Genomic DNA, 26,053 nt, shown 5'->3' with positions numbered 1-26,053 from the left:
CAAGAACAACGCTTTTGTGTACCGTCGCGGCAGCCCTGCTCGTCGGCGGTTGCGAACTGTTCGTCGTCGGCGGAGGCCGCCGTGCACAGCAGGTCGTCGAACGTAGCCAGCGCACGCCGATCGGCGTGGTCTACCTCTTCAAGGAAGAGCTCGACAGCAACAACACGGTAGCCGCCACGGAGCTCATGGTCCATTCGAGCGGACGCAGGCTGCTGGCCGTGGAGAAGTTCGAGATGAAGGACGAGATGGCCCGTATCCAGCGCCTCATCGCCAACAAGCCCATAACGGAATGGGCCGAGGACACCTTAAGTGCCTCGGCCCGTGATGTGCGTATTACGCTGGATCATATCCGCAAGATGCATTTCAGCACGATGTTGTCGGGTGACTCCTGGTTCATTTCCAGGATCCACGACAAGTGACGATCATCGTACGACGGCTACCGATCCCGTCCGTACGAGTCCGCCTACCTGCATCCGATACGAATACATTCCTGAAGCCAGACCTGCGGTGGAGAACGACACCCTGTGCGTTCCCGCACCGAGCGCCGAGGTGAACGGCTCCACGACTTCCATGCCGTTCGCGTTCACGAGACGCACCGTCACATCCATTGGCCTGTCGAGCGTCATGGGAATCGAGAACCTGTCGGCCGCAGGATTGGGGCTGGCATTCTCGACGCGTACGACGCCGGGGATGGTTTCGTTCACCGATGTGGACGGATCGAGATGGTGGTGGATGAAGTCGCCATACGGCGCGACGTAGAAATGATTGCCGACGGTACCGACGGCAGCTGCGCAGCTTCCGTCTCCGGGCAGGCCTTCATTCCTTACGATCCATGTGTCTCCGTTATCGTTGCTGTAGTAGGTTCCGGACTTGTCCGTCGTGGCGACGATCTCGCCCGGCTTTCCGAAGGCGATGCCGGTGATGTGACAGTTGATCACGTATTCCTGCTTCCAGTCCCCGCCCTTGAGATACTTCCATGATTCGCCGTCGTCCGTCGACATCATGACGACCGCATTCTGGATCTTCGAACTCGTTGCGAGTGCATTCCGACCGAGGAACATATTGCCCTGGTGGTCGAAGCGGATGACCCGGAAATTATCGTCCGACTCGCCTGGCTCGACGGTATTCGACGGATTGTCGATACGTCGCCAGAAATTGACGCCGTCGGGATCGAGACGGAAGATGCCCTTGTTGTAGCCGATCGAGCACCACATCTTGTTCGAGTTGGGGCTGAGCGCCACTTCGAACAGACCTTGATACTGCACACCGGGCAGGGCCTGCTCCGTCCACGTCGTACCACGATCGTCGGTGAGGAACATCTTCGTCATTCCCGATCCACCGTCGATACCGATGGCCAGACGCGGCTCTCCCGCACCTCTGTTCCTGATCGCGATCGAGCGCACTTCCTTCGACGGCAGCGTAGAACCGATATCGGTCCACGTATCGCCGTTATTCGTCGAGCGGAAGACTCCATTCCCCTTCTGGGCGATGTAGAGATTATCGTCAGTTCCGACCACGATGGCCATGACGGGCTTGTCATAGCCCATACCGGGCAGGCCTTCATACTTCCGTTCCCACGTCGCGCCATAATCGGTGGACCTGAACAGCGCATCGTTCGCCGTACCGGCGAAGATGTGCCCACGGGAATTCGATGCCAGACAGATCACGCTACCGGGAGGGCCTTGCGAGACTTCCCAGAATTCTGCTGCCTTGAGCGATACGATCGAAAAAAAGAGGGCGACGGAAAGCAGTAGTGAACTACGCATCGGATGACCAGAATATCTTTGCAACATCGTGTCAAGATACAATTTTCCCTGAATAGCAAACCAGCTTAGGATCCGTCGTATGCATCTTCATTTCATCGGTGTCGGAGGAACGGCCATGGGATCGGTCGCCATCGCCTGCAGCAAGGCCGGACATCGCGTCACCGGCAGCGATACGGCCCTCTACCCCCCCATGAGCACCGTCCTGGCCGAAGCGGGCATCGACTGGTATGAAGGCTACGACGCGGACCGCCTCGCGGCCCTGCAACCCGATCTCACCGTCGTGGGCAATGCCATCAGCCGCGGCAACGCCGAGCTGGAACGCATCCTGAACGACCGGCGCCCGATGACGTCCATGGCCGAGCTGATCGGCCGGCTTTTCATCGATCGCAATACGTCCATCGTGGTGACGGGGACGCACGGCAAGACGACGACATCGTCCATCACCGCATGGCTGCTGGAATCGGCCGGGCGCGAGCCGGGCTTCATGATCGGTGGCGTACCGGGCAACTTCACGACGGGCTGCCGCCCGGTATCCGGTGAGCTGCACGATACGGACCGCGGAATCTTCGTGACGGAAGGCGATGAATACGATACGGCCTTCTTCGACAAGCGGAGCAAGTTCGTCCACTACCGTCCGACGATCGCCATCATCAACAACATCGAATTCGACCATGCAGACATCTTCGCGGACCTCGCGGCCATCATCCGTTCGTTCGAGCAGATGATCCGCATCGTACCAATGAATGGCGTCGTCATTCCGAACGCCGACGATGCGAATGCCATGGCTGCGGCGTCGAAGAGCACGGCACCGGTGGAGCCGGTAGGCTTCGCCGATGGGGCCTACTGGAGGATCACGGACGTGGTCTACGACGTCGATGCCTCGCACTGGACGATGCTGCGGAACGGTGTCCTTCATGGCAGGTTCACCGTCGCCATGCCGGGCGAACACAGCGTACGGAACTGTGCGGCGGCGATCGCAGCCACGGCACATGCAGGACTCGGTGCGGAAGAACAGGCCACGGGCCTGGCCACCGTCCATCTCCCCAAACGGCGCCTCGAGCGTATCGCGACATGGCGGGGTGCGACGGTCATCGACGACTTCGCCCATCATCCCACGGCCATCGCCGCCACGATCGGCGCCCTTCGTCAGCAGTATCCCGGCGCACGTATCCTGGCCTGCTTCGAACCGCGCTCGAACACGACGACGCGCTCGTTCTTCCAGCACGAACTGGCGGCATGTTTCGATGGAGCGACGGCAGTATGCATCGGACCGGTAAACAGACCGGAACGTTATGCAGTGGAAGAACGCCTGGACACGAATCGTCTCGTAACCGATCTTGCGGCCCTGGGTATCGCTGCGGTGAGCCTGGACAGTACCCTCGCTTCCGATCCGCAGTGGGGACACTATGCGGAGGAATTCCTTGGGAGCCACGTGCGGGAAGGCGACGTCGTCGTCCTTCTCAGCAACGGCAACGTCGGTGGTCTGAGAGCCATGCTGTCGCACCCATCCCCATCTTCCGTCATCGCGTGATCATCAGCTTGCGAAGACCGGACTCGCTGGACCTTCCGTCATCGGACGTACCCGTCACACGGTAGAAGTAGAGGCCCGGCGGCACGACGTCGCCGGCAGTGGTCCGGAGATCCCAGGGGGCGCCGCCGTTGCCATCGCGTTCGCGGACGCGGGCGATCACCGTGAATCGCTGATCGAGAATCTCGACTTCTGCCGATTGCGTGAGATTGGCGAACGTCAGCGCCACATCGCGTCCGAGCCGCGCAGGCTGCGGATAGACGAAGACGGCGTCGACATCGGATGCAGTCAGGACGAAGCCGATGGTATTACCTGCGCCGTTCGTCATGGGAGCGCCGGAAAGGCCCGCAACGCCGCTCACCCGCACGTAGTACGTCACGCCCAGGGCCCCCAGCGGTGAATCCGGAGAGAACGTCAGTGTGACACTGTCGCCATCGGCCGGTTCGGCCGTAGCCACACGACCCGACGGAGACAGGGCGTAGTTCGATGATGTTGTGACTCCCTCGCCCGGAGCTTCGGAGAATGCCAGCCGTATCGAGGACGGACCGAGAACACGCACACCCGTGAGATACAGTTCCCGAACGGGCGGTGCATCGATCACGGCGAGCGGCAGGACGCCATGCTGCGTCGGCACGTCGCGCCCGTCCATGAAGGACGCGATATGCAGCATGACGGTATCGTTGGTCGTCGCCATGGGAGCGAAGCGGATGACGAGCTGATTCTCCCCGCCTCTGACGGCCGACGTGGAAGGAGAGGTTCGGCCCGTCACCTCGTCTTCCATCACGAAGGCATGCGGCTGTACGTCGGTCTCTGGCATCATGGACGAGAAGGCCACGACGACGGAGACACCGTTGGCCAGAGCGTCGCGCGTGACCGATATGGGCATCACCGATACGGGTATGCCGGAAGTCGCAGCACCGACGGCCACGACGTTCGAGCGAACGCTCTCTTCACGACCGTCGTCCGGCACCGCCGATACACGATATCGATAGACGGAGCCGGCCTTCAACGTATCGAAGGTCGCGCGTGGTGCATCGACCGTCGCAAGCAGACGGAAGACGGGAGCGCCGTCCACCGTGGAATAGACATTGTATCGTGACGCGCCGCCGACGGCGGACCATGTGAGATCGACCGTCGAAGGTGTCCGCAGGTTCGCGCGCAGCCCGGCGGGGGCGTCGATACGCCGCGTCGATGTATCGGCTTCGACGAAGCGGAACGACGTCATGAAGCCCACTTCGGGAACCGTCACGCCGAATCCCACTTCATTCACACCATTGCGATTGAAGTCATAGGTGAGCATCCGCGGCGAGGCGACATCTTCCGTATACCACATCGGCTCCATGGTGGATCGTGCAGGATTCCAGCGGAAGATGTAGAGCCGCGGGAAGGCGCTCACCAGGAGTTCGTCGCCACCACGCATATCCACCTGCCCGCCGTCGACCCCGTTACGGAATCCGATCCCGTAGCGAACGCCGTGGATACGATCGGTCCATACCACCTGATACGTATCCGGCCCCGTAGCCTTGATCATATGATACGTCCATGCCTGACGGCCGTACTCGCGTTCGCTGTTGGGCTGGACGGAATCGGGAATGCCGATGACGACGTCCTTCCTGCCGTCACCGTCGAAGTCCTTGCCGACGACGTAACCCGAACCACCGATACCATCGCCGAGAAGGACGAATTCCTCCCTGAAGCCCGAGCCAGTCCATTCGTGGATGACGAGATCCCCGTCCGTATCTCCGAAGGCGACCTCCATACGTCCATCGCCGTCGAAGTCTCCGGCCGCGACGCTCACCTCGTCCACGCGGTTGTTCGCCGTACCGGGCGGCGGCGGTGTCGCATTGACGGCCATACCGATTTCTTTATAAACTCCATTACGATAAGCTGCAACGACGAGCCCCGAGTCCGACAGCATCAACAGATCGTCGAGTCCGTCGCCATCGATATCGGCCATCCCTGCGGCATTCCGCCGCCCCGACACGGTATCGGCGTAGAGGATGCGTCCGAACGGGCTGCCGCCCTTCGTCCCGGCCTGATAGAGGATGGCACGTCCGACGACGTGGGCGAAGATTTCCGGAATACCGTCACCATTGCTGTCACCGAGACCACGTGGAATCCATGCACTGGCGAGCGTATCGCGTTCCGTGAAGTTGAGCCCGTCGCGCTGGACCGTCATCATCGGTCCGAACGACCCTCCGCTGAGGTCGTTCATCACGAACGTGGCCAGGCCATCGCCATACAGATCGCGGACGTCGTTGACGACGTAGCCTGCGAACGGATCTCCGCGAACTTCCTGCATGCCGGTACGCGGTGCGGCCTCGTCGGGCAGCGTGAACGTCATCACGGCACGTCCGGTGTCTCCATTGTCCGCAATGGCCAGCAGGCGCGCTTCATGAAGGGCACCGGGAACGGCGTCGGGTAGCAGGACGGAATGCGTCCGCGTGAACCTGCGCGTGTCGCGCCACGTGAAGAGCGTGCCGGCGCCCTGCGGACCGTATTCGACGACGAGGGTAACGGGACGCGACCATCGGGACGTGATCATCATTTCCTTGCGATCTCCCTCCCATACCGGCACGGCCTCGCTGTCGGTAAGGACAGGAACCCCACGGACGACGTTGAGACGCTTGCGGTCCTCGAGCGTCCGACCGGTCTGCAGTTTCGCTACGAGGCGGATCGTATAGAGCCCCGGAACGAGCTGGGCACCAGCGAGAGAACCGAGTTTTCCGTTCACGGTCTGGACACCGCTGCCGATCGTCGTCCACGACATCGGTTCGGCGATTCCCCTGCCGATCTGAAGCGTGTACGATGCGAACAACAGGGACGTGACCGTACCGTGGATGTCGAGCTGAAGATCGCGGTCGGCGTCGAGCTCCTGCTCGTTCCGCAACGACGTGATACGCACGACGGACGATCCGGGAGCTTCGACCAATGCGGCGACATCGAGCCTGCCCGCACCGTACTGCTCGTCCCACCCCGTTTCGCCCAGATCGACGCTATGCTCCTGCAGCATACCCCGTACCTCGTCAGGAGTAAGGCCGCCGTTACGCTCCATCAGCAAGGCGACAGCCGCAGCTGTATATGGTGCGGCGAACGACGTTCCGTTGACGGACCGATAGCGTGAATCCACCTGCGTCGTCCATATCCCCTCTCCCGGAGCGGTCAATGCCACGAGAGATCCGGTACTGGAGAACGGCGCCCGCTGATCGCGGTCGTTCGTCGCACCGACGGCGATCACTTCATCGTAGCCGGCCGGATACTGCCGGGATACCGTTCCCGTATTTCCTGCCGATGCCACGAGAATGCAGCCGAAGGCGGAGGCCATGCGCACGGCATCGCGAAGGACGGGTGAATCGACGCCGTCGCCGAAGCTCATGTTCACGACGGATACTCCGTTCAGGGCGGCATAGACGAGACATGCCGCGACGTCGTCCTCTTCGGCGTTGCCCGTCGCATCGAAGGCGCGCAGGCTGACGACCCGACTGTCGTAGGCCAGTCCGGCAACACCTTTTTCGTTATTCGCGCGTGCGGCAATGACGCCGGCGACCGACGTTCCGTGCCCCTGTTCGTCGAAGGGAATGGGATCGCGTTCACGATCGTCGCCGATGTTCCGTACGTCCTGGTCGACGAAGTCGTACCCGATGACATCGTCGACATATCCGTTACCGTCATTGTCGATACCGTCGAGGTCACCCATCACGCCATCGACATTCACGGTCGACGGCCATGCATCGAACCTGCCGTTGCCGTTGATGTCCTCCGCACGGTTGACGGCGAGCTGATCACGAAGATCCTCATGTTCCCAGTCGATACCGGTATCGATGATGCCGACACGGATACCCTTGCCCGTAGCCCTGGCCCATGCACGCACGGCACCGATGGTACGCAGTGCATATTGACGGTCCGAGAGCGCATCGTTCGTGATGGCCTCGTGTAACGGTATGCGCCTGTTGGGCAGGACGTCGTCGACGTCGGCACGACGGCGCAGTGCTTCGAGCTCGGCGGCACTTCCGACGTCGGCGACGATATACCTCGACATGACATCGAGGGCCTGGCGTTGCACGGCCGACATCGCCTTGTCCGACGGCTTGGCCGACAACATTTCCATGGGCAGCAGTGCGCGTCCCTGCGGTATCGTCCGCAACGCCGTCATCGCATCCGCGGACGGACGCAGTCTGACGATCACGCGTTCGCGTCCATGGGCGATCTGGATTCCCATCAATACACAGATGACGATGAGCGAGAACCTCACGTTAGCCCCTTTCAACATCGTTGTAGAGATCCCGCCTGGCGAACGACAGGGCGAGACGCAGTAGAGGAAGGTCGACGTCCGCGCCGACACGTTCGCGCACGTGCCGCAGCTTCGCATACCGGTGATGACGCATGTAGTCCAGCACGTCATCGTACAGGTCGTCCGGAACGAGGCTTCGGCGGTCGACGTCCAGTCCGGCCTCGATGGCCCTCTGTATCTGGGCTGCCGCCGTCGGCAGCGTCATTCTCATCGAGCGTGCTGCATCTTCGAAGGACCGGCTCTTCTCCACCGCTTCCGCAATGCGTACCAACGTATCGTCGGGACGAATCTTGGGAACGGCCCGTGTTTCCACTGCCTGGAACTCATGGATCGTACGCACGATTTCCGCGCCGTAGCGAGAGATGAAGACCTCGCTGCCGTGACGTCCCCCGACGAGGCGGGCGATCTCCATGGGCTGATCGATGGCGATACGCTCGAGTTCACGCAGACCCGCAAGGCTGCGGTCGGGAACGCCCTCACGCCCGGCGATGCGCGTACGCAGCTCCCGCAGGCGGCGGACCAGTTCCACTGGCGCTTCCTTCGACTGCTGCCACTCGATATGGATGGGCGACGGAAGCGTGCCTGCGGCACGACGACCATCAGGCAATACACCGATGGTCGGATACATGTCGGCCGTCTGCTGCAACCAGCGCCGTTCGATGGCTCCGTCCAGCGCCTCGAGAACTTCCTGGCGCGAATGTTCGCGGCACGTCGCCCATGCGGCGCACCGGTCGAGCCGGTACGACACGACCTTCTCCGTGAGCGCACCCGTGACGATGTCCGCCAGAACTTGGCGGCCGAACCGTCCCTGCACCTGATACGCGGCACTGATCAACTGCATCGAGATGGCCTGCAGTCGTTCGTTCATGGACGGCGCGGCATGCGACGGCAGACAGGACGAGCATCGTCCGCAGGTTCCCTGTGCCTCTCCGTCCCTGAAGTATGCAAGGATGAAGTTACGCTTGCACATCGGCGTTTCCGCATAACGGGCCACGACGTCGAGCTTGCGATACGCATGATTGCGCCTGCGATGGATCGTCTCCATATCGATGGGCAATGCCGTCGCCGCCATCCGTTCGCCGAGCAGCGTGATGCCGCCACCCGTCATCGGCGCCGTGTAGACCACGAGCTTGCGCATCTGCAGCGAACGCATGGTCGTACCGAATTCATGTGCCGTGACGCCCGTGCGCCTGAGGAATTCCGTGACCGAGAAGTCGAAGGCCTCGTCGATGCTGCGTCCGCCGATCAACCGTATCAGACCTTCCATCACCGTTCGTTTTTCAGGTGGAGCGGACCGCATCTCTTCGGCCAGTCGTTCGCGCGTGGTGCGGAGCATGAGCCTTCCCGCACCGCTTGCCGTGGTATGCAGCATCAGACCGTGCCGCTCCAGGATACCGAGGATGCCGTTGACGACGGCGACGGGCATGTGCAGGTCGCTCGAAATGGATCCCGCCTCGGCGAGGACGGGATGGGATGCCACCTCTCCTATGCGCACACCGGCGCGTTCGCAGAGATAGCCGTATACGGCAACGATCCTGTCGTATTCGGGATAGGTGGCATCGAGGAAGAATTCCATGAGACGACGATCCTCGCGCTGGACGAGCATCGTACAGGTAGCGGGTACACCGTCCCGTCCTGCCCTGCCGGCCTCCTGGTAGTATGCTTCGAGGGTGAGCGTCAGATCGGTATGGACGACGTTCCGGATATCGGCCTTGTCGATCCCCATACCGAAGGCATTCGTCGCGACGAGAATCTGCGTGGTACCCGAAAGGAAGCGATCCTGTACCGCCGACCGTTCACCGGTTTCGCGTCCGGCATGATAGGCATCGACGTTCAATCCTCTGCGCTTGAGCTCGTGAGCCAGGAGATCGACACGCTTGCGGGATCCTGCATAGACGAGCATCGGCAACTGCCCGTCCGTCCGTGCCAGTCGCGTGATGAACTCGGCCTTGTAGGCCGTTCGTTCGACGCGGAAGGCCAGGTTGGGGCGATCGAACCCCCGTACGATCTCGACGGGAGACGTCATGGAGAGACGTACGACGATGTCCTCGCGCACGTCCGGAGTGGCCGTGGCAGTAAGGGCGACGACGGGTACGCGGGCGCGTTCTTCGAAGACGGCCGGAATCGTCATGTAGGCAGGACGGAAGTCATGCCCCCATTCCGAAATGCAGTGCGCTTCATCGACGGCGACGAGCGACAATGGTATCGACCGAAGCAGGCGCCGGAAGGTCGTCCCCTCGAGCCGCTCAGGTGCCACATAGAGGAGCTTCACGTCGCCCCTGTAGGCACGATGGATGATGTCGTTGACCTCTCCCTGCGACAGCCCGCTGTGCAGCGCCTCGGCGGTGATACCGCGCTGGCGCAGGCGTTCGGTCTGATCCTTCATCAACGCGAGCAGTGGAGATATGACGAGTGTGCAGTGCGGCAGCACGAGAGCGGGAATCTGATAGCACAGGGACTTCCCCTGGCCGGTCGGCATGACGGCTACGGTATCGCGGCCTGCGAGCACTGCAGCGATGACTTCTTCCTGACCTCCCCGAAAGGAAGTGAAGCCGAAGATATCGTGAAGAACGGTGCGGGCCGTCGCGATCGATGACATCGTATCGATCCTACGGAAGAATGAGCAGGGATGACGTACCATGTCCCTGCACGCGGACGAGCACGGGACCGGGCGGCACGGCGGCTGTCGTCAGCGTTCCTGTGAACCGGACAGGAATGGTAAGCGTAGCGATGACGGCACCGCGTACGTCGGCGACGACGACTTCTCTTGGAACGGATGCGGCATCGACGACATCGATATCGATACGTCCGTCACTATGGGTCGTGACGACAGGATCGCGAAGAAGGTGAAGAGGGTCGAACAGCCGATCGACGGGATCGTTGCAGATATCCGTCAATCGCACGAATCCGTCGTACGACGTCACCCTCACGTTCGCATCGGACAGGCTGTACCATACGATACGCACGGGACTGCCTGGCGCACGCCCAAGAACGGCCCGGAACGGCATGTCGATAACGGGTCCGTTCCCGGAGCGCAGGTTTCCGCGTACGATGACGGTACCCTTCGTGCGGCCAACTTCATCGGGCAATCGTCCTTCGGCTACGAGGATCGTCGAGTCCCATGCGAGCTTCATCGTGAACGTCACGTTACTGAGGTCCGCACGCAGACGTGTACTATCCTGCCGTACCGACACGACGATACGATCACCGGTCATCGCCTCCATCGAGTCGGCGGCGAATACGCAGCAGCGCCCCTTCTCCGTTCTGGCGATGAGCCATATCGTATCGGCGACCATTTCACTGCCGTTCGTGAAGATGACGATGTGCGGCCGGACGTAGAAGGCTTGTGCGGACGTCCCTGTGAACGTGACGTACATGCGTCGTCGTTCACCGGGCATGATGTTGTTGTCCGAAACAGGATCGATGGTGAAGCCGGGCAGGACGGTTCGACCCGGCGAAGGTACGATGCGCGTACCGGTATTGACGAGATCGAAGGAATCCACAGCCGTTTCGCACGGTCCGATGATTCCGAAATCCATGGTATCACGCGAGAGCTCGATATCGAGCTGTGCACGGACACCGATGGTACCGGTAACTGCGACGGCAGCCAGGATGAACAGACGCACGACGGCGACCCACATCGCTAGCCTTTCGCGACCACCGAACCCACGATGAACGGAGATGAATCTGCCAGACGGCGCATCACGTCGTCCACCTTGTCGGGCGAGACGATGACGACCATACCGACGCCGAGATTGAAGACGTGGCGCATTTCATCGTCCGAAACGTTTCCGGCGGCCTGGATGAGGTGAAAGATTGCAGGCACGTCCCATGTCTTCCAGGCGACGTCGAGTGCAAGGCCGTCGCGCAGGACGCGTGACGTATTGCCGACGAGGCCACCGCCCGTGACGTGGGAGAGCCCGTTGACCAATCCCGCATCGACGAGCGGAACGATCGGATGCAGATAGGAACGATGCACGGCGAGAAGTGCGTCACCGACGGTCGTACCGAGTTCGTCCAGGTGCTGATCGATACGATAGGTCGGGAACAGTGCCGCGCGTGCCAGTGAATAGCCGTTGGTATGCAGACCCGTCGACGGAAGACCGATCAATACGTCACCGGCCTTGATATGCTCGCCGTTGACGATCTTCGGCTTGTCCACGACGCCGATGATGGTACCCGCCACGTCGTATTCTCCGTCTGCATACATGGACGGCATTTCCGCCGTCTCACCACCGAGCAGAGCGCATTCATTCTCCTTGCAGGCGACGGTCATGCCCTTGATGACGTCGGCTGCGACATGCGGAGCGAGACGTCCGGTAGCGAAGTAGTCAAGGAAGAACTGGGGTCGGGCGCCACAGGCCAGGATGTCGTTCACGCAGTGATTGACCAGGCACTGCCCCACCGTGTCGTGCTTGTCGGCCATGATGGCCACCTTGAGCTTCGTGCCCACGCCATCCGTGCTCGCGACGAGAACGGGATGGTCGTATCCCGGGAACCGGGCGTCGAAGAATCCTCCGAACAGGCCGATTTCCGAAAGCACGCCTGCCGTGCGTGTTGCCTTGACGAAAGGTTTGATCGTGTCGACGAGAGCCTCACCGGCTTCGATGTCGACACCTGCGGTACGGTAGTCTAGGGCCATGGTGGTATTAGCGGACTGGTTCCCATTCATCGGAGGAAGAACGTCCGGTGAACATCACGGAGAGAGCGTTGACCGTCCACCAGAACAGTACACGAAAATACCCAAATTTGCGGAACCGTCTCGGCGACTCTATCACCAGCAGCTCCGGGGCGAAGCGTACACGCGCCCGACGCGAGATGCGGGCCAGCAGGTCGAAGTCCTCCCCCGCCGCGAGATTCTGCCGATAGCCCTTGACGGCACGGAAGACGTCGGTACGTATGACCTGGCATTCGCCGCGCCCGACGCCGAGACGAAAGCCGTTCAGGACGCGGACGTAGGTATTGTAGAATCCATGGAAGAGCCTGTCCGCGACCTTCCGCTCTTCGGGCGGGAAGTTGACCGGACAGGCAAGGGCCGAGGCCCGTGCATACGGTCCGCTTCGCATTGCGAACCGTTCGATCGTACTCATGAAAAGCTCGACGTCGGCCGGATAGGTATCGCCGTTGATGAAGACCAGGACCTCCCCTCGCGCCTGTGCCGCGCCGTTGTTCCGCCCCTCGGCGATGGTCTGGCGACGTGCCTCCGTATGCCGTACGACGATGTCGGCATGACGGTCCGCGATCTCCAGCGTACCGTCCGTACTCCCTCCGTCGCTCACGACCAGTTCGGCTCCGTATCGCTGACGCAACGCCTTCGGGAAACAGCCCAGCGTGCGCTCCAGGAGCTTTTCCTCCTGCAGCACGGGCACGACGATGGTGATCCGGTACATGGCCTCGGTTGCCGACACGATCAGAAACCCACGGATATCTTGAAGGGATACAGTACCCGGAACTGCGTACCGTCGGGTCCGAACTCCAGCGTAGGACCCGGCAGACGGATGTTGTTCAGACACTGACGAAGGAAGTTGACGATGCCGATCCTGGATTCAGGAATGATCTTGACCCAGTCGTAGTCGAGTCCGATCATGAACCGGGACTTGAGCGGGAGGTAAGCCCCGGTGTCGTCCAGGATTCCGTAGTTGCGGATACCGTACCCTACGCTCAGCATGAGCCAGTCCGGCCACAGCGATTCGGCGGATTGCGGTAGAAGGTTGTTGACGTTGACGGCGAGCCAGAAGGTGGCGCTGTTGTAGTCATCGATGAACGTCCGGGGACGTTCGTTGATGGTACGATCCCCTACCCATTCGGCGGGCACGTAGCTCCAGCGCGGCGTGAAGTTCTGCAGAAAGGGCACGTAGTACTGCGCAACATGGAAGCCCGCACCGGCGATGTTGGCATAGGCGTCGGACGGCGAGAAGCCCCAGTGCTTGGCGAAGCCGTCTTCGACTTCGACGTAGGTCTGATAGGCGAGGCCCATTCCGCTGCCGATCAGTACGGCAGGCTCCTGCGAAAAGCCACAGTCCATCAGCATGTTGGACAGGAGCGACGACATCATGTAGCCACTGTACATATGGCCGCACTTGTCGACCTGGTTCACCGTTTCCCAGTCTTCGACGATATGGAACGAACCGCGGTCGCCACTCCACCATGCGTTGGTCTGGATGATGTGCAGACTTACGGCGAGCGATGCATAGCCCACGCCGAGCGCGATCGTCGGCAGCGCCTGGATGTCGGTTTCGTATCTGGGTGTATTCCCGAAGAACGTATACCGTGGATTATCGGCATACATGAAGGCCGACCTGGGTACGAAGAGTGTATCGTCCGATGCATGCACTGCCGTGCTTTCACCGCGCATCCCCTCTCCCGCCTTCACGTCTGTATCACCCTTCTGGGAGAGCAGCGGCAACGGCAGGACGAAAGAGAACAGGAGAACGAGGCTCCGTACGGTACTAGATTTCATCAACACGGACCTGCATACGCACCACGTTCTTATCGAGCAGGGCCGGGAAGTATGCAACGACGTCACTGGGCTTTGGTCGGCCACCCGAGAACCCGGTCACCGACGGCGGTCCGGTAAGGATCAGCGGAGCGATCTCCTTGCCGAAGCGTTCGATCGACGCCTTGTCGCGCGAGCGGACACCGATACGCATCATGACTTCGTTAGGAACGATGGGGGCCGCGATGGCACCATGACAGGCATTCATGCCCACGTACTCCGTCCGTATCTCATCGAACCTGAGACCGAGACGATCGAGACGCGTACGCAGGATCCTGTCGGCCGCCTGCGCTTTTTCATAGGCATCGGGCGCCGAATAGGTCAGGGATCCGAAGGACACGTAGCCGTCCAGATAGCTTGCCGAGACCTTGTAGAACGGCGTGGCCGGACGCCCCTTGATGCCGTGGACCTTCACCCGGTCGTTGCCGAGATCTTCGAGACGGATGCTGGTGAAGTCGGCGACGCAGTCCGGTGTGATGTATTCGGCGGGATCGCCGATTTCGTAGAGGAGCTGTTCGGATACCGTTTCGCGTGAGACACGGCCACCCGTTCCTTCGTGCTTGGTGACGACGAACGAGCCATCCGGATAGGCTTCGATGATGGGGAAGCCTACGTCGGCCATATCGGGAAGCGAGCGCCAGTCACCGAGGAAGTTACCGCCCGATGCCTGAGCTCCGCATTCGTTGATATGACCGGCCACCGTACCCGCGGCCATCAGATCCCACTGCTCGGCCGTCCAGCCGAATTCGTGAATCATGGGTGCGAGGGTCAGCCCCGTATCGGTCGTACGGCCGGTGATGATGATCTGTGCGCCCTGGCGCAATGCTTCCACCACGGGCCAGGCACCCGTATAGACGTTGGCGCTCAGGAGCCGGTCGCGGACGTCCGACAGCGGCTCGCCCGTTTCCATGTGCTTGAGCTGGTGCCCCCCATCGATCAGTTCGTCGATACGAGGCAGGATGTTGTCGCCCAGCACGACGCCGATCTTCAGTCCCTTGATGCCCTTGGCGCGGGCGATATCGAAGATCCGGTCCCGAGCCGCTTCCGGATTCACTCCCCCACCGTTGGTGATGAGCGTGATGTTCCGTTCCACGAGGTAGGGAAGGATTTCGTCGCAGACGTCGATCAGGTCACGCGCATAGCCCAGGTCGGGATTCCTCATCTTCTGCTTCTGCAGGATGGACATCGTCACTTCCGCCAGATAGTCCATCATGAGATAATCGATCTGGCCACGGCTCACCTGTTGTAGCGGAGCGCTTTGGAGGTCGCCCCAGAATCCCTGGCCTGAAGCGATGCGAATGGAAGGTTTCATACTGTCGTCGATACCGGTGGAGGGTCGTTGTGATCGCCGCGTCCGGTCTGGATGACCGGACAACCGCTGGCTCCGTTGACGAGCCGATGCAGTCCTGGTGCGGAGAACCGGAAGATACGAAACATCACGGGCTCGGGCCGGCTCAGACGCACCGTCACGGTCGTCCATATCAGCGCATGATGCAGTTCAACGATCACGATATCCTCGTATTGGATCGTCTCGACGTTATCGAAGAGAACGGACCGTACGACGATGCCCTTCGTCTTGATCTGCGTTCGCTGGAAGACCAGGCGCATGGCCATCTGTACGCTCTGCACGCCGAGGATGAGCGGGAAAGCATAGACGTAGATGGAGGGCGGTGCGACCGTATAGCAGATGATGCCCACGAGCACGGCGAGGATGAAGAAGCAGAACACGAACACCACGCCCGGAGCATGGATGAAGGCATCGCGGTCCTCTCCGAGCTTCAGCCTCTTCACTTCGAGGTTGTCCAGGACCTGCCGGAAGGCCAGGGCCCCGAAGAACAGGCATGCGAAGGCGAAGGCCACGTAGATGGCATGGAACAATGTTTGGGCTTCGTCACTCATTTATCTGGCGGCACCATTGTCCGACGTGAAATAAATGTTCATGTTTGCAGTAGAGCTGCGGTGATATACATCCTCACTCCAGAATATGGATCCATTGGCGGAACGACTTCGGATGGAACGCGAGCGCCAGCGGCGGACGCTTCGCGAACTATCTACCGAGACGAAGATACGGGAACCGTATCTAGCTGCACTGGAAGAGGGCAGATACGACGTTCTTCCGACAGTGTACATGCGCTCGTTCGTGCGCACCTATGCGACGGCCCTGCACATTCCTGCCGACGATCTCAAGGCCCTGATCGACGAGGTCTTCGAACACGATGACGGCATCGCCGCGGCCGATAGATTCCCGACGCACAAACGCCAGCCCCAGCCGGACCGCCCCAAGCCGCAGCCTCAGCAGCGCACCCGGCCGTCCCTCCCCCAGTTGCCACCCTCGGCCATCCGATGGCTGCTCATGGGTGCACTGGTCCTGTTCGCCGGAGTGATGGGATGGTACTTCTTCGTGCGGGATACGACGCCATCCCCGGCACCCCATACCGATACGACAAACGTCGTGGAGATCGACGCCAACGATGCGACGACGCCGGCCGCCTCGGCATCCGGTGAAGAGGTGGAAGCGGATAGCCTGATTCTTACGGCTACCGTCAGCGACACTGCATGGTTGAACATCACCATGGATGGAAAACGCACGCAGCAGATTGTGGCTACGCCGGGTATGGAGCTGCGCTGGAGCGCACAGGACAAGTTCGTTCTCTCCCTCGGCAACGCAGGCGCGTTGCAGTTCTATCGCAACGGCGAACAACTCAAGCCCTTCGGAAAGAAAGGCGATGTCGTACGGTCGGTCGTGATCACCAAGACCGACATCATCTCCTCGTCGACGGCATGGCGTCCTTCGACGTCCACGAAGCCCGCCACCAAACCCACAACCGAGCGTCCGGCGATCACCACGGCACCGCCGCAACGTATCCAGCGTCCTGCCCGGCCCTAGACCTGCAGCCGTACGATGTCGTGGACCCGGATCACGCCGACGCATCGGCCACGATCCGTGACCGGCAGGACCCCTATCTGACGTTCCCGCCGCTCCATGAGCTGGAGCGCATCATGCAGTGTGGCATCGGAGGCGATGCTCACAGGATTGACCGTCATCACATCGTCGACCACGATACCGTCTACCGTCACTCCCCTCGTGACAAGACGCCGGACGTCACCGTCCGTGAGAATGCCCAGCAGGGCATCATCGGCACCGCAGACACAGACGCAACCCAGACCGAATGACGAAAGTACAGCCAATGCGGCGGCGAGCGACGTGCCCGCCGGCACCCTTGGCAGTGCGCTGGCTGAATGCATCACTTCCTCCACCGTGCGGAGCAAGGTAGAACCGATCATTCCCTGCGGATGGGAATGGCGCAGACGCTCCATCGCATCCCCCGCTTCGTGCAGGACGCCCATCGCCAGCAGATCCGCCAGAATGAGGGCATTCGTCGTGCTCGCCGTAGGAATGATGTCGTTCGCATCGAGTTCGCGCGTGATCGGTGCGATGAGCGGTACACGTGCGAGATCGGACAGCCGGCAGTCGGCGCGTCCGGTGATCGAGACGACGGACGCCCCCATCTCCGTTGCCATCGCCGCGAAGCGTATCACTTCGGAGGTCTCGCCACTCTTGGAGAACGTCACCAGCGCATCTCCTTCCTCGATGAGTCCGCTATCGCCGTGAAGGGCATCGACGGGATGGATATATATCGACGGCTTGCGGATGCTGTTCAGGGTAGCGGCCAGTTTGCGGGCGATGAAGCCCGACTTCCCGAGACCGGTGGTAAGGACCTTTCCCGACGAGAGCAGGACGTGGACGGCCTGATTGAAACTGTCGTCGATACTCGCGTCCAGCAGCTCTATACTCGCGCGCTGCCATTGCAGGGCCGTCCTGACCGTCTCGAGCAGCGACTGATGTTCGGATGTCTTCATAAGGGATCGAGTATACAAACAAAAAACGAACCCCTTGCCGTTGCCGGCAAGGGGTTCGCTCTGAAAATGTCTGCCGTTCTTAGCGAACGACGGTCATCGTCTTGGACGTTACGACATCACCGGCCGTCAGCTTGTACATGTACGATCCCGACGTCACTTCATAGCCAGCAGCGTTGCGGCCATTCCATTCGATCGCATAGAAGCCGTTGGAACCGGCCACTTGTTGATCATACAGCGTGTTGACGAGGTTACCCATCATGTCGTAGACTTCGAGCTTCACGTTCGAGCGGAACGGAACGCGGAAGCGGAACGTCGTCTTGCCATTGGACGGGTTCGGGAAGTTGTCCTCGAGCGCAACATCATTGTCATTGCTGAAGACGACGTTGATGATGTTCGAGAAGCTTTCCGCACCGTCGCGGTCAACCTGGCGGAGACGATACTCGTAGTTCGTACCCGACGATACCTTGTCGTCGAAGTGCTTGTAGTTGATCGTCTGCGTCGAGTTGTTGGCACCAGGCACGAAGGCGATGGACGTCCACGGAGCGTTTGCAGCATCGGAATTATCGACGCAGCTCAGCGTGGTTTCGCCAGTGCTGAGGTTCGTCGTTTCCTTCATCGCGCGGCGTTCTACATGGAAGCCCATGTTGTTCTTTTCCGAAGCCGTTTCCCAGAAGAGATCGACACCGTTGGAACGGGGCTTGCCATCGAAGAACGTGAGTTCGACGGGGATGACGCACGGTACGAAGATCGGCGGGCTGTTGAACGAGCGCGGGCCGAAGTACGGACGAAGCAGCGGAATCCACGAACCACGCGTGAAGGTGTGATATCCGAGGCTCAGACCGGAAGCACCAAGGTGCGGATACCCCGGATTACCGATCGTCGGCGTGAACGGAACCCAGTCACCGCTGAAGCGGGTGAGTTCGTATGCGAAGCGGTTGTCGTTGAGCAGAGCGCCACCACGCGAACGTACACGGAAGTTCTTGTCGACCAGCAGGCTTCGATTACCGATACCGAAGGCCGGAATATCCGAGTAGACCGTCGTGACCATACCCATACGGCTTTGCGAAGCACCGAGTTCGTAGCCTTCCGTACCCATCTGGGCAACCGATGCCCAGTATTCGCCAGGAGGCAGAATGACGGGCTTGTTGAGCAGATAGGTGACGTACTTGCCGAAGACGGGATCCGGCGTATTGTCGAGTTCGTCTTCGCCACGATGCTTGATCATCGTCGAGTTGGCGATCGTTTCGCCCGGAACACCACCTTGGTCACGATAGAGCGTGAACGAGATGTTGAGGATATCCTGGTTCAGCTCGGCCCAGAAGGCCTGATAGCCAAGTACCGTGTCCTGCGTATAGAGCGTGAAGCGCATGGCGATCTGACCGGACGAGTTACCGGCATCGGCACCGAACATTTCGTCGGCCGAAACGCCACCGGAGAACTGACCCCACAGACCAGGCGTGTACTGAGGATTGTTGACACCCGTCCAGGTTGCAGCCGTCGAACCGGACGAGAAACCTCTGTGGTCGAGACCCTTACCGGTCACACCCGAGAAGGCGAGCTTCGGAACGTCGTTGACGGGGTTGAGCGGGTTGGCTTCATAGGCGAAGGACGGTCCGAAACGGATTTCGAACATCGTGAACGTGGAGTCGTTGAGCGAATCCAGGTCACCGCCCGGGAAGAAGATCTTGCCCGTTACCTTGTAGTTGCCAGGCGTCGTCGTACGGAAGTTGGCATCCGGGAACGGAAGGATCACTTCACGGTTACCAGGCAGCGTCGGTACGGTGATCGTACGGCAATAGATCCATTGCGACTCGTTGTTCTCCGGCTTGATCTTGATCTGGACAGAGAAGGCGGGAGCCGGAATGTGCGTGTTGTTGGACAGCTTGATGCGGATCGGAATACGCGTGGCCTGGCTTGCAGGTGCCATCGTATACGGCCAGATCAGCTGGATGTTCGCGAGCTCGATGTCCGTGACTTCGCTCGGGAAGAGAATCTTGACGTTGTCGACGAAGAAATCGTCGTCGTCATCAGCCGGATTCGGCGCCGACGAGTTACGCATGGCGCGAACGCGCAGGCGGAAGCGGAAGTTACGGGCACCTTCGTTGACCCAACGAAGAACGGTATCGGGGATCGGAATGGTGACCTTGTAGAACTCGAAGTCCTTACCGTCATCGAACAGATCTTCGCGCAGACCACCGAGCGGCGGCGTCGCCGACTGGTTGAGCTGCTGGTTCTTGTTGACCAGGTCATAGCCACGCATATAACCACCACCACCCCAGATACGGAACGGTTGTGCGTACTGCGTGCCGAAGTTGGCCATGTCGAGAACCCAGTTCGCGATGTTCGTGATACCGGTTACACCGTCATCACTGGGCTTGGCGAATTCGACCCAAAGTTCGTCGGCATTGCGGATGAACGGCGTAGCGGTGTTGACGGCGAGACCGTTGACACGGTGCTCGGGGCCTACCAGGCTGTTATCCGAGAAGCCACGGGGGAAGGTGATCTTGCCGGCACGTTGATACGAGATCGAGAGTACGGCATTCTTGCGGCGAACGAGGTTGATCGGGAACGAACGGAGTTCGTCACCGCCATACTGGCCTGGCGGCGGAATTTCACCGTCACCCAGGGTCTTGCGGTTCATGCGGATGACAGGCGAACGCAGACGTGCGAACTGCGAGTTGGCGGCCGTGTACTCGCCGCGCGGCGGCGGCGGGTTGTTCGTCGCTTCGTCGCCGCTGACGACCTGGCTTTCGATATTGACCCACTTGAGAACGGACGGCATGTAGGCACCGCCGACGACGTGGAATTCGCGGACATCGTCGTTGAATTCCGCCAGACGACGCATGACGAACAGGCGGACGCCCGTCGTATCGTCGTACGGCCACTCATCGCCCAGCGGCAGGTTCATCGTGTCCTTGGGCTCGGCGATAACCGTGGCGACGAGACGACCGATGTTGTAGTCGATGAAGGGGTTCGGTTCCCAAGGCATGAACGTCACCTTGATGAACTCGTACGGGGTAACGTACGTACCCGGATTCAGATAGGGCTGGTTGACACCGTTGATGTCCGAACGTTGAACGCGCTGGATACCAGCCGTCGAGTCACGCAGGAGAGCATCCGTAACCGGCTGCGACCTGTTGTAGACGATCTGGCCCGTGGCTTCGTTCGTGATGCGGAAGCGCACCTGGAAGTTGATGCCTTGCGGCGTGAAGTTGACGCCCTGGGGACCCTGGATGTTGTTCGTCAGGTTCTGGACGATGACGACAGGCTGGATAGCACCGAGGCGCGTTTCACCGGCCAGCAACTCGTAGTTGTTGGCGTTCGCCGGAGGAATCGGCACGGAGAAGTCCAGCGGAGCGTTGTTGTTCTGCGGGCGTACGCGATAGGACACGTTGATTACGCGCAGGACGTTCTTCCATTGCTTGAAGCGGATCGCGAGGAAGTCGTGGGGAAGACCACCATCCTGCCCTGCCGGCGTTGCGCGAACACCACCGTTGGGATCCGTATCGACGTTATAGAGATATTCCGTCGACTGCGTATAACGCGTCACGTGGGGTTCCCAGCTCAGCGTCGTCGGGCCGCTCGTCGGATAGTCGTTCAGACGGCGTGCGCCACCCGATACACCGACCGTCGAGTTACAACGCATCCACGCCGAAGCCGGAAGCGGTTGCAGAGCACCCGTGGGAGCGTTGCCGAGGAACTTTTCGTACTGGAACGTCACCGTGCTGTCCGTACGGTTCAGGATGACCTGACCGCTCATACGGTAGTGCTGGCCGACGCCCGGACGGTTGTTGACCGGGAAGTTGACGTTCTGCGTAACGGCACCTACGACGGCCGTCTTGGCACCGATAGGCGTAAGATTGACGAAGTAGATGATCAGGCGGTCGTTGGCGGGTGAACGCTTGTACCATACCTGACCGAAGTTGTCGACGATGCTGCGCTCGGAGTCGTAGACCGACACCTGGAGATCGTCCCAGAACGGGGCGATCAGCGCCGGACGCGTGCCACCGACCCATGCGCCCGAACCGTCGATGCTGTTCTGATCGAGCATACGGTTCGTCTTCGTACGGATACCGCTCGTCGGATTCGCAGGGTTGTTACCGCAGGCTACGTATTGATAGCCCCAGTTGTCGGCCGTTGCATCCGTCGTATCCGTACCCGTGGCGCTACGGCCACGCGTATCGTCGCTCGCAGGATCATAGACCGAGAACTGTCCCGGGCGAATCTCGAGAGCCTGACGGCGCACCGGGAAGCCCTGGGCATCGAATTCGTAGAAGTAACGACGGTTGCTCAGTGCGATCAGACCGTTCGTCGAAACGTAGAATGAGTCGTAACGAACTCCATTAAAATAGAACGGGAAGCCGATCGAGATCGGACCCGCAAAAGCGTCGTCCGTCGAGTCGTTCATGTTGCCGGGATTACGGAAGAAGGCATAGCCACCGTAAATGTTCCGTTGCGGATCATTCCAGTATAGCGGTGGCTGCTGACGGGGACCAGAAACGATCTGGCGCCACGTGCCGGGCTCCGTGAGTGTGTCGATGAACTGAGACGGATCCGGACGCCAATATTCCGGGACCTCATCATCGCTATCAACGAAATAATATCCCGTCGATATGGCCGGGTCGGTTCTGGGATTGGCGGCGGTGATGTTGAACGGAAGCGGATACGACGCCCTCGGCGATCGTACACCGCTCTTCCGCAACACATCCTCACCATCTTTCCCATCACCGGCATAGGCAAGCGACACGCTTACCAGCCCGGTCACGAGGGCAAGAAGTAGGAGTCTGCTTCTCATGAAAACCTCGAAAAAAACAGTGAACAAGTACGTGCAGTATGTTCTGATGTTAATGTCAGCATGCTCAACAACACACCCATTCCAGCCCAACGGCGTTGGATACGGAAGTGTAAAATGACCATTTCATGACACATAGTCAAGAGGAAATTTTTCTACCGGATGTCGCTCATGCCCTCTTGCAACCATCAACAACATCAACCAAGCCAAAAAGTTACGTCAGGACCGGAACCTCTTCCCGAACCCTGACCACTAATCCCGAGCCTGACCCAGATGCCGGACGTACGAGGAGAGAACTTCGGGATACAGGCGATGTTCCGCCTCCTTCACCTTGTCCTGCAACGTCTCCGGCGTATCGCTCGAAACGATCGGCACCCGCCGCTGCCCGAGGATACGTCCACGATCGTATTCACCATCGACCATATGCACCGTGCATCCCGACTCGGTTTCGACCGCTTCGATGACCGCACGATGTACATGCATTCCATACATTCCCTTGCCACCGAATCTGGGTAACAAGGCAGGGTGGATATTGAGAACATGTCCCGACATTCCCTGTATCACACTCTGCGGCAGCAGACGCATGAATCCGGCCAACGCCAGCACTTCGACGTCATTCTTCCGCAATACTTCCAGCAACTCCCCTGCGGATTCTTCCTGCGCCTTCCCCACCAGCACGTGGCTTTCGACACCGAGATCGCGCGCCATCTGCACGATACCGCTGTCCGGTCTGGTTCCCACGACGAGAACGACCCTGTATGGACAGGCAGCATCGGACTGTGAGTACCGTATCAATGCCCTGGCATTGCTTCCGGCACCCGATCCCAGAACGGCTACACGATGGTATGCGATAGGAGAAGTCATGCTGCGAGGATGAACATAGCACGACTACGCCACCATGACCAAGTGGAACTTATACACATTGGATTATTTTGCATGTCCGCCGTTCATCAACATGATTGCAACCGTGATCCATCACTGCCACGCCGTCGTCTGCCTGTTCGCACTCCTTTGCCTTGTTTCCTCCGCACATGGCCGACCCGTGGCCGATACGACGATGCCGACCGGTACCATCACGGGAACCGTCGTCAATGCGACGACACAGGCACCCGTATCGGGCGCAACCATCCAGGTGATGGGCAGCACCCGCGGTGCGGTCGCAGGATCGGGCGGGAGATTCGTGATACGGAACGTTCCTGCCGGCATCGTCAACCTCCGCATCACGGCCATCGGCTTCGAAGCGTCGATCCGTCCCGATATCGCCGTCGGCCCGGGCAAACCGTCGACGGTGACCATCGGACTGAATCCGTCCGACATCACGCTGGACACGGCAGTGGTAACGGCCAGTGCCCTCGGTGACCCACAGACGATGACGAGTACGGGCCGCCTGACATCCGAGGAAGTACGCCGTGCACCGGGTGTGCAGGAGGACGTGGTCCGCGCCATCGCCCTGCTGCCCGGTGTGGCCACGACACGCGCGGGACGCAATGATCTTGCCGTACGCGGCGGAGCACCGTTCGAAAACCTGTTCATCGTCGACAACATCGAAGTACCGAACATCAATCACTTCGGCGCCCAAGGGTCTTCGGGCGGACCGCTTTCCATCATCAACATCGACTTCGTTCGCGACGTCTCGCTTTCGACAGGAGGCTTCGGACCGAAGTATGGCGACAGGCTTTCGTCCGTAACGAACATCACCCTTCGCGAGGGGAACGATCAGCGATTCGGCGGCGAGATCAACCTGTCCGCCACATCCTTCGGAGTGATCGGCGAAGGCCCGATCGGCAAGGACGGCAACTATCTCTTCTCGATACGACGGAGTTATCTGGATCTGATCTTCACACTTGCAGGTTTCGGATTCGTGCCGGAATACTGGGACTTCACAGGCAAGGTATCGTATTCGCTGGACGACCGGAACTCGCTGTCCTTCCTGCTGATCGGAGCGCTCGGCAGCGTACGCTTCAACAACGAGTCGACGGACAATCGCTATTCCAACAGCCGTGTGGCATCGCCTTCGCAGAATCAGTACTTCTCGGGCCTGACATGGAAGCATCTCTTCGAGAACGGATTGCTGACGATGACACTGGGACGAACCTTCACCGCCTTCCGCACCAGTCAGCAGGACACGAACGCGACGGTGGTGTTCAGCAACGCATCGGACGAAGGTGAGACGAGCCTGCGCGCCGACCTCCTCTACCTCCCGACTCCTGCGATAGAGCTGTCGGCCGGAACGGTATCCAAGTACGCCAGCAACCTCTCCTACGATGTCCTCATACCGGGCTATGCACGTCTCGACGCATCAGGAAGTCCGCGACCGCTGCGGAAAGACACATCCTTCAGCGCATTCCGCACATCGTTGTATGGCCAGGCGGCATGGAGCCCATCGGATCGATGGAAATTCGTCGTCGGTGGCCGTATGGACGTCTATTCCTATCTCGACGAGAAGGTCGTCGTTGCGCCGCGAGCGTCGGCGAGTTACAGCCTCACACCTTCGTCCACACTCGCCGTCAGTGGCGGCAGATACTATCAATCGCCACAATTCATCTGGTTCGTCGGAGATCCGGGCAATACCGCTCTCGCGCCGCTTCGTGCCGATCAGGTGGTATTCTCCTATCAATGGCGTGCGCGCGAGGACCTGAACATCCAGATCGAAGGATACTACAAGCGGTACGGCAACTATCCCGGCCGGATCTATCGCCCTCAAGCCGTCCTCTCCCCTTCCGGCTACGACGACATCTACAACGACATTCCGTACGGACTCGAACCGATCTCCACGACGGCATCGGGAACGACCTACGGCGTCGAACTCTTCATCCAGAAGCGCCTGTCCGCCATCCCCGTCTTCGGCCTCGCGAGCATCAGCTTCAACAGGACCCGATTCGCTGGCCTGGATGGGACGGAACGTCCCGGCGCCTTCGACACGCCGATCTTCGGGACGATCGCCGCAGGGTGGCGGCCCGATCCCGTATGGGAACTCAGTTCCAAGCTCCGCGCCTCCACCGGCCTGCCGACGACGCCCTATATCACGACGTCCGATCGCGCGACGGAAACGGGCTTCCCCGTCGGCGCTCTCGACTTCGCATTCTACAACGCCGGGCCGAGGTTGCCGTTTTTCTATGCACTCGACGTTCGTATGGACAAGCGCTGGTTCTTCGACGGCTGGCAGCTGATCACGTACATCGACGTGCAGAACGTCACGGGCATGCGCTACGTGAGCGGATATCGATGGAATCCACGAACCAACCTCGTCGAGGAACAACGCAGCATCGGTATCCTTCCGTCCATCGGCCTCAACGTGGAATTCTGATGACCCTCGAGG

16 protein-coding genes are annotated in these 26,053 nt (G+C 60.3%); 4 read left to right on the top strand and 12 right to left on the bottom strand.

Features of this window, described 5'->3' with window-relative positions:
- Positions 1 to 14: 14 nt before the first annotated feature.
- On the top strand, positions 15 to 419 hold the full coding sequence (locus BGO89_11105) for a hypothetical protein (protein OJX57050.1): 405 nt from the start codon (positions 15 to 17) through the stop codon (positions 417 to 419).
- Positions 420 to 422: 3 nt separating this feature from the next.
- Here BGO89_11105 and BGO89_11100 read toward each other — a convergent pair whose 3' ends face one another.
- Positions 423 to 1,766 carry a hypothetical protein gene (locus BGO89_11100; protein ID OJX57049.1) on the bottom strand — a complete coding sequence of 448 codons (1,344 nt, stop codon included), beginning with the start codon at positions 1,764 to 1,766 and terminating at the stop codon, positions 423 to 425.
- A 79-nt stretch (positions 1,767 to 1,845) separates the two neighbouring features.
- Between BGO89_11100 and BGO89_11095 the strand changes: the two genes are divergently transcribed.
- Positions 1,846 to 3,297: a hypothetical protein gene (locus tag BGO89_11095; protein ID OJX57048.1), complete on the top strand. Its 1,452-nt coding sequence runs from the start codon at positions 1,846 to 1,848 to the stop codon at positions 3,295 to 3,297.
- Here BGO89_11095 and BGO89_11090 read toward each other — a convergent pair.
- From BGO89_11090 to BGO89_11055, 8 genes are read right to left on the bottom strand one after another with little or no spacing between them, the layout of a single operon-like run.
- Entirely contained in the window at positions 3,287 to 7,546 is a 4,260-nt protein-coding gene (locus tag BGO89_11090) for a hypothetical protein (protein ID OJX57047.1), read from the bottom strand. The two genes, BGO89_11095 and BGO89_11090, sit on opposite strands and share 11 nt — an antisense overlap.
- Position 7,547: 1 nt before the next feature.
- Positions 7,548 to 10,184, bottom strand: a complete 2,637-nt coding sequence (locus tag BGO89_11085) for a hypothetical protein (GenBank protein OJX57046.1) — start codon at positions 10,182 to 10,184, stop codon at positions 7,548 to 7,550.
- A 10-nt stretch (positions 10,185 to 10,194) separates the two neighbouring features.
- Positions 10,195 to 11,226 carry a hypothetical protein gene (locus tag BGO89_11080; GenBank protein OJX57045.1) on the bottom strand — a complete coding sequence of 344 codons (1,032 nt, stop codon included), beginning with the start codon at positions 11,224 to 11,226 and terminating at the stop codon, positions 10,195 to 10,197.
- 2 nt (positions 11,227 to 11,228) lie between these two features.
- Positions 11,229 to 12,227, bottom strand: a complete 999-nt coding sequence (locus tag BGO89_11075; protein ID OJX57044.1) for a phosphoribosylformylglycinamidine cyclo-ligase — start codon at positions 12,225 to 12,227, stop codon at positions 11,229 to 11,231.
- A 7-nt stretch (positions 12,228 to 12,234) separates the two neighbouring features.
- The gene (locus BGO89_11070) at positions 12,235 to 12,975 is read right to left on the bottom strand and encodes a hypothetical protein (protein ID OJX57043.1); all 741 of its coding nucleotides are present in this window, start codon (positions 12,973 to 12,975) and stop codon (positions 12,235 to 12,237) included.
- A 20-nt stretch (positions 12,976 to 12,995) separates the two neighbouring features.
- Positions 12,996 to 13,991 carry a hypothetical protein gene (locus BGO89_11065; protein OJX57042.1) on the bottom strand — a complete coding sequence of 332 codons (996 nt, stop codon included), beginning with the start codon at positions 13,989 to 13,991 and terminating at the stop codon, positions 12,996 to 12,998.
- A 43-nt stretch (positions 13,992 to 14,034) separates the two neighbouring features.
- The gene (locus BGO89_11060) at positions 14,035 to 15,393 is read right to left on the bottom strand and encodes an ATPase (protein OJX57041.1); all 1,359 of its coding nucleotides are present in this window, start codon (positions 15,391 to 15,393) and stop codon (positions 14,035 to 14,037) included.
- A complete protein-coding gene (locus tag BGO89_11055; protein OJX57040.1) occupies positions 15,390 to 15,980 on the bottom strand; it encodes a hypothetical protein in 591 nt (196 codons plus the stop codon). Before BGO89_11055 ends, BGO89_11060 begins: the two co-directional genes overlap by 4 nt.
- Positions 15,981 to 16,065: 85 nt before the next feature.
- On the opposite strand from BGO89_11055, the gene BGO89_11050 reads away from it, so the two are divergent.
- Positions 16,066 to 16,968: a hypothetical protein gene (locus BGO89_11050; protein ID OJX57039.1), complete on the top strand. Its 903-nt coding sequence runs from the start codon at positions 16,066 to 16,068 to the stop codon at positions 16,966 to 16,968.
- Here BGO89_11050 and BGO89_11045 read toward each other — a convergent pair.
- The 3 genes from BGO89_11045 to BGO89_11035 form a co-directional block, all read right to left on the bottom strand.
- Positions 16,965 to 17,942, bottom strand: coding sequence for a hypothetical protein (locus tag BGO89_11045; protein OJX57038.1), 978 nt, complete (start codon positions 17,940 to 17,942; stop codon positions 16,965 to 16,967). The two genes, BGO89_11050 and BGO89_11045, sit on opposite strands and share 4 nt — an antisense overlap.
- A gap of 79 nt (positions 17,943 to 18,021) precedes the next feature.
- Positions 18,022 to 22,707 (bottom strand): hypothetical protein, encoded by a 4,686-nt coding sequence (locus BGO89_11040; GenBank protein ID OJX57037.1) that lies wholly within the window; start codon positions 22,705 to 22,707, stop codon positions 18,022 to 18,024.
- Between the two features lie 279 nt (positions 22,708 to 22,986).
- A complete protein-coding gene (locus BGO89_11035) occupies positions 22,987 to 23,598 on the bottom strand; it encodes a hypothetical protein (GenBank protein OJX57036.1) in 612 nt (203 codons plus the stop codon).
- A gap of 91 nt (positions 23,599 to 23,689) precedes the next feature.
- On the opposite strand from BGO89_11035, the gene BGO89_11030 reads away from it, so the two are divergent.
- Positions 23,690 to 26,041: a hypothetical protein gene (locus BGO89_11030; protein ID OJX57035.1), complete on the top strand. Its 2,352-nt coding sequence runs from the start codon at positions 23,690 to 23,692 to the stop codon at positions 26,039 to 26,041.
- Positions 26,042 to 26,053 lie beyond the last annotated feature (12 nt).

Origin of the sequence: Candidatus Kapaibacterium thiocyanatum (assembly GCA_001899175.1) — a bacterium.
Lineage (GTDB): Bacteria > Bacteroidota > Ignavibacteria > Kapaibacteriales > Kapaibacteriaceae > Kapaibacterium > Kapaibacterium thiocyanatum.
Note: the sequence above shows the minus strand (reverse complement) of the source record. Positions and strands in the feature narration are given on the sequence as shown.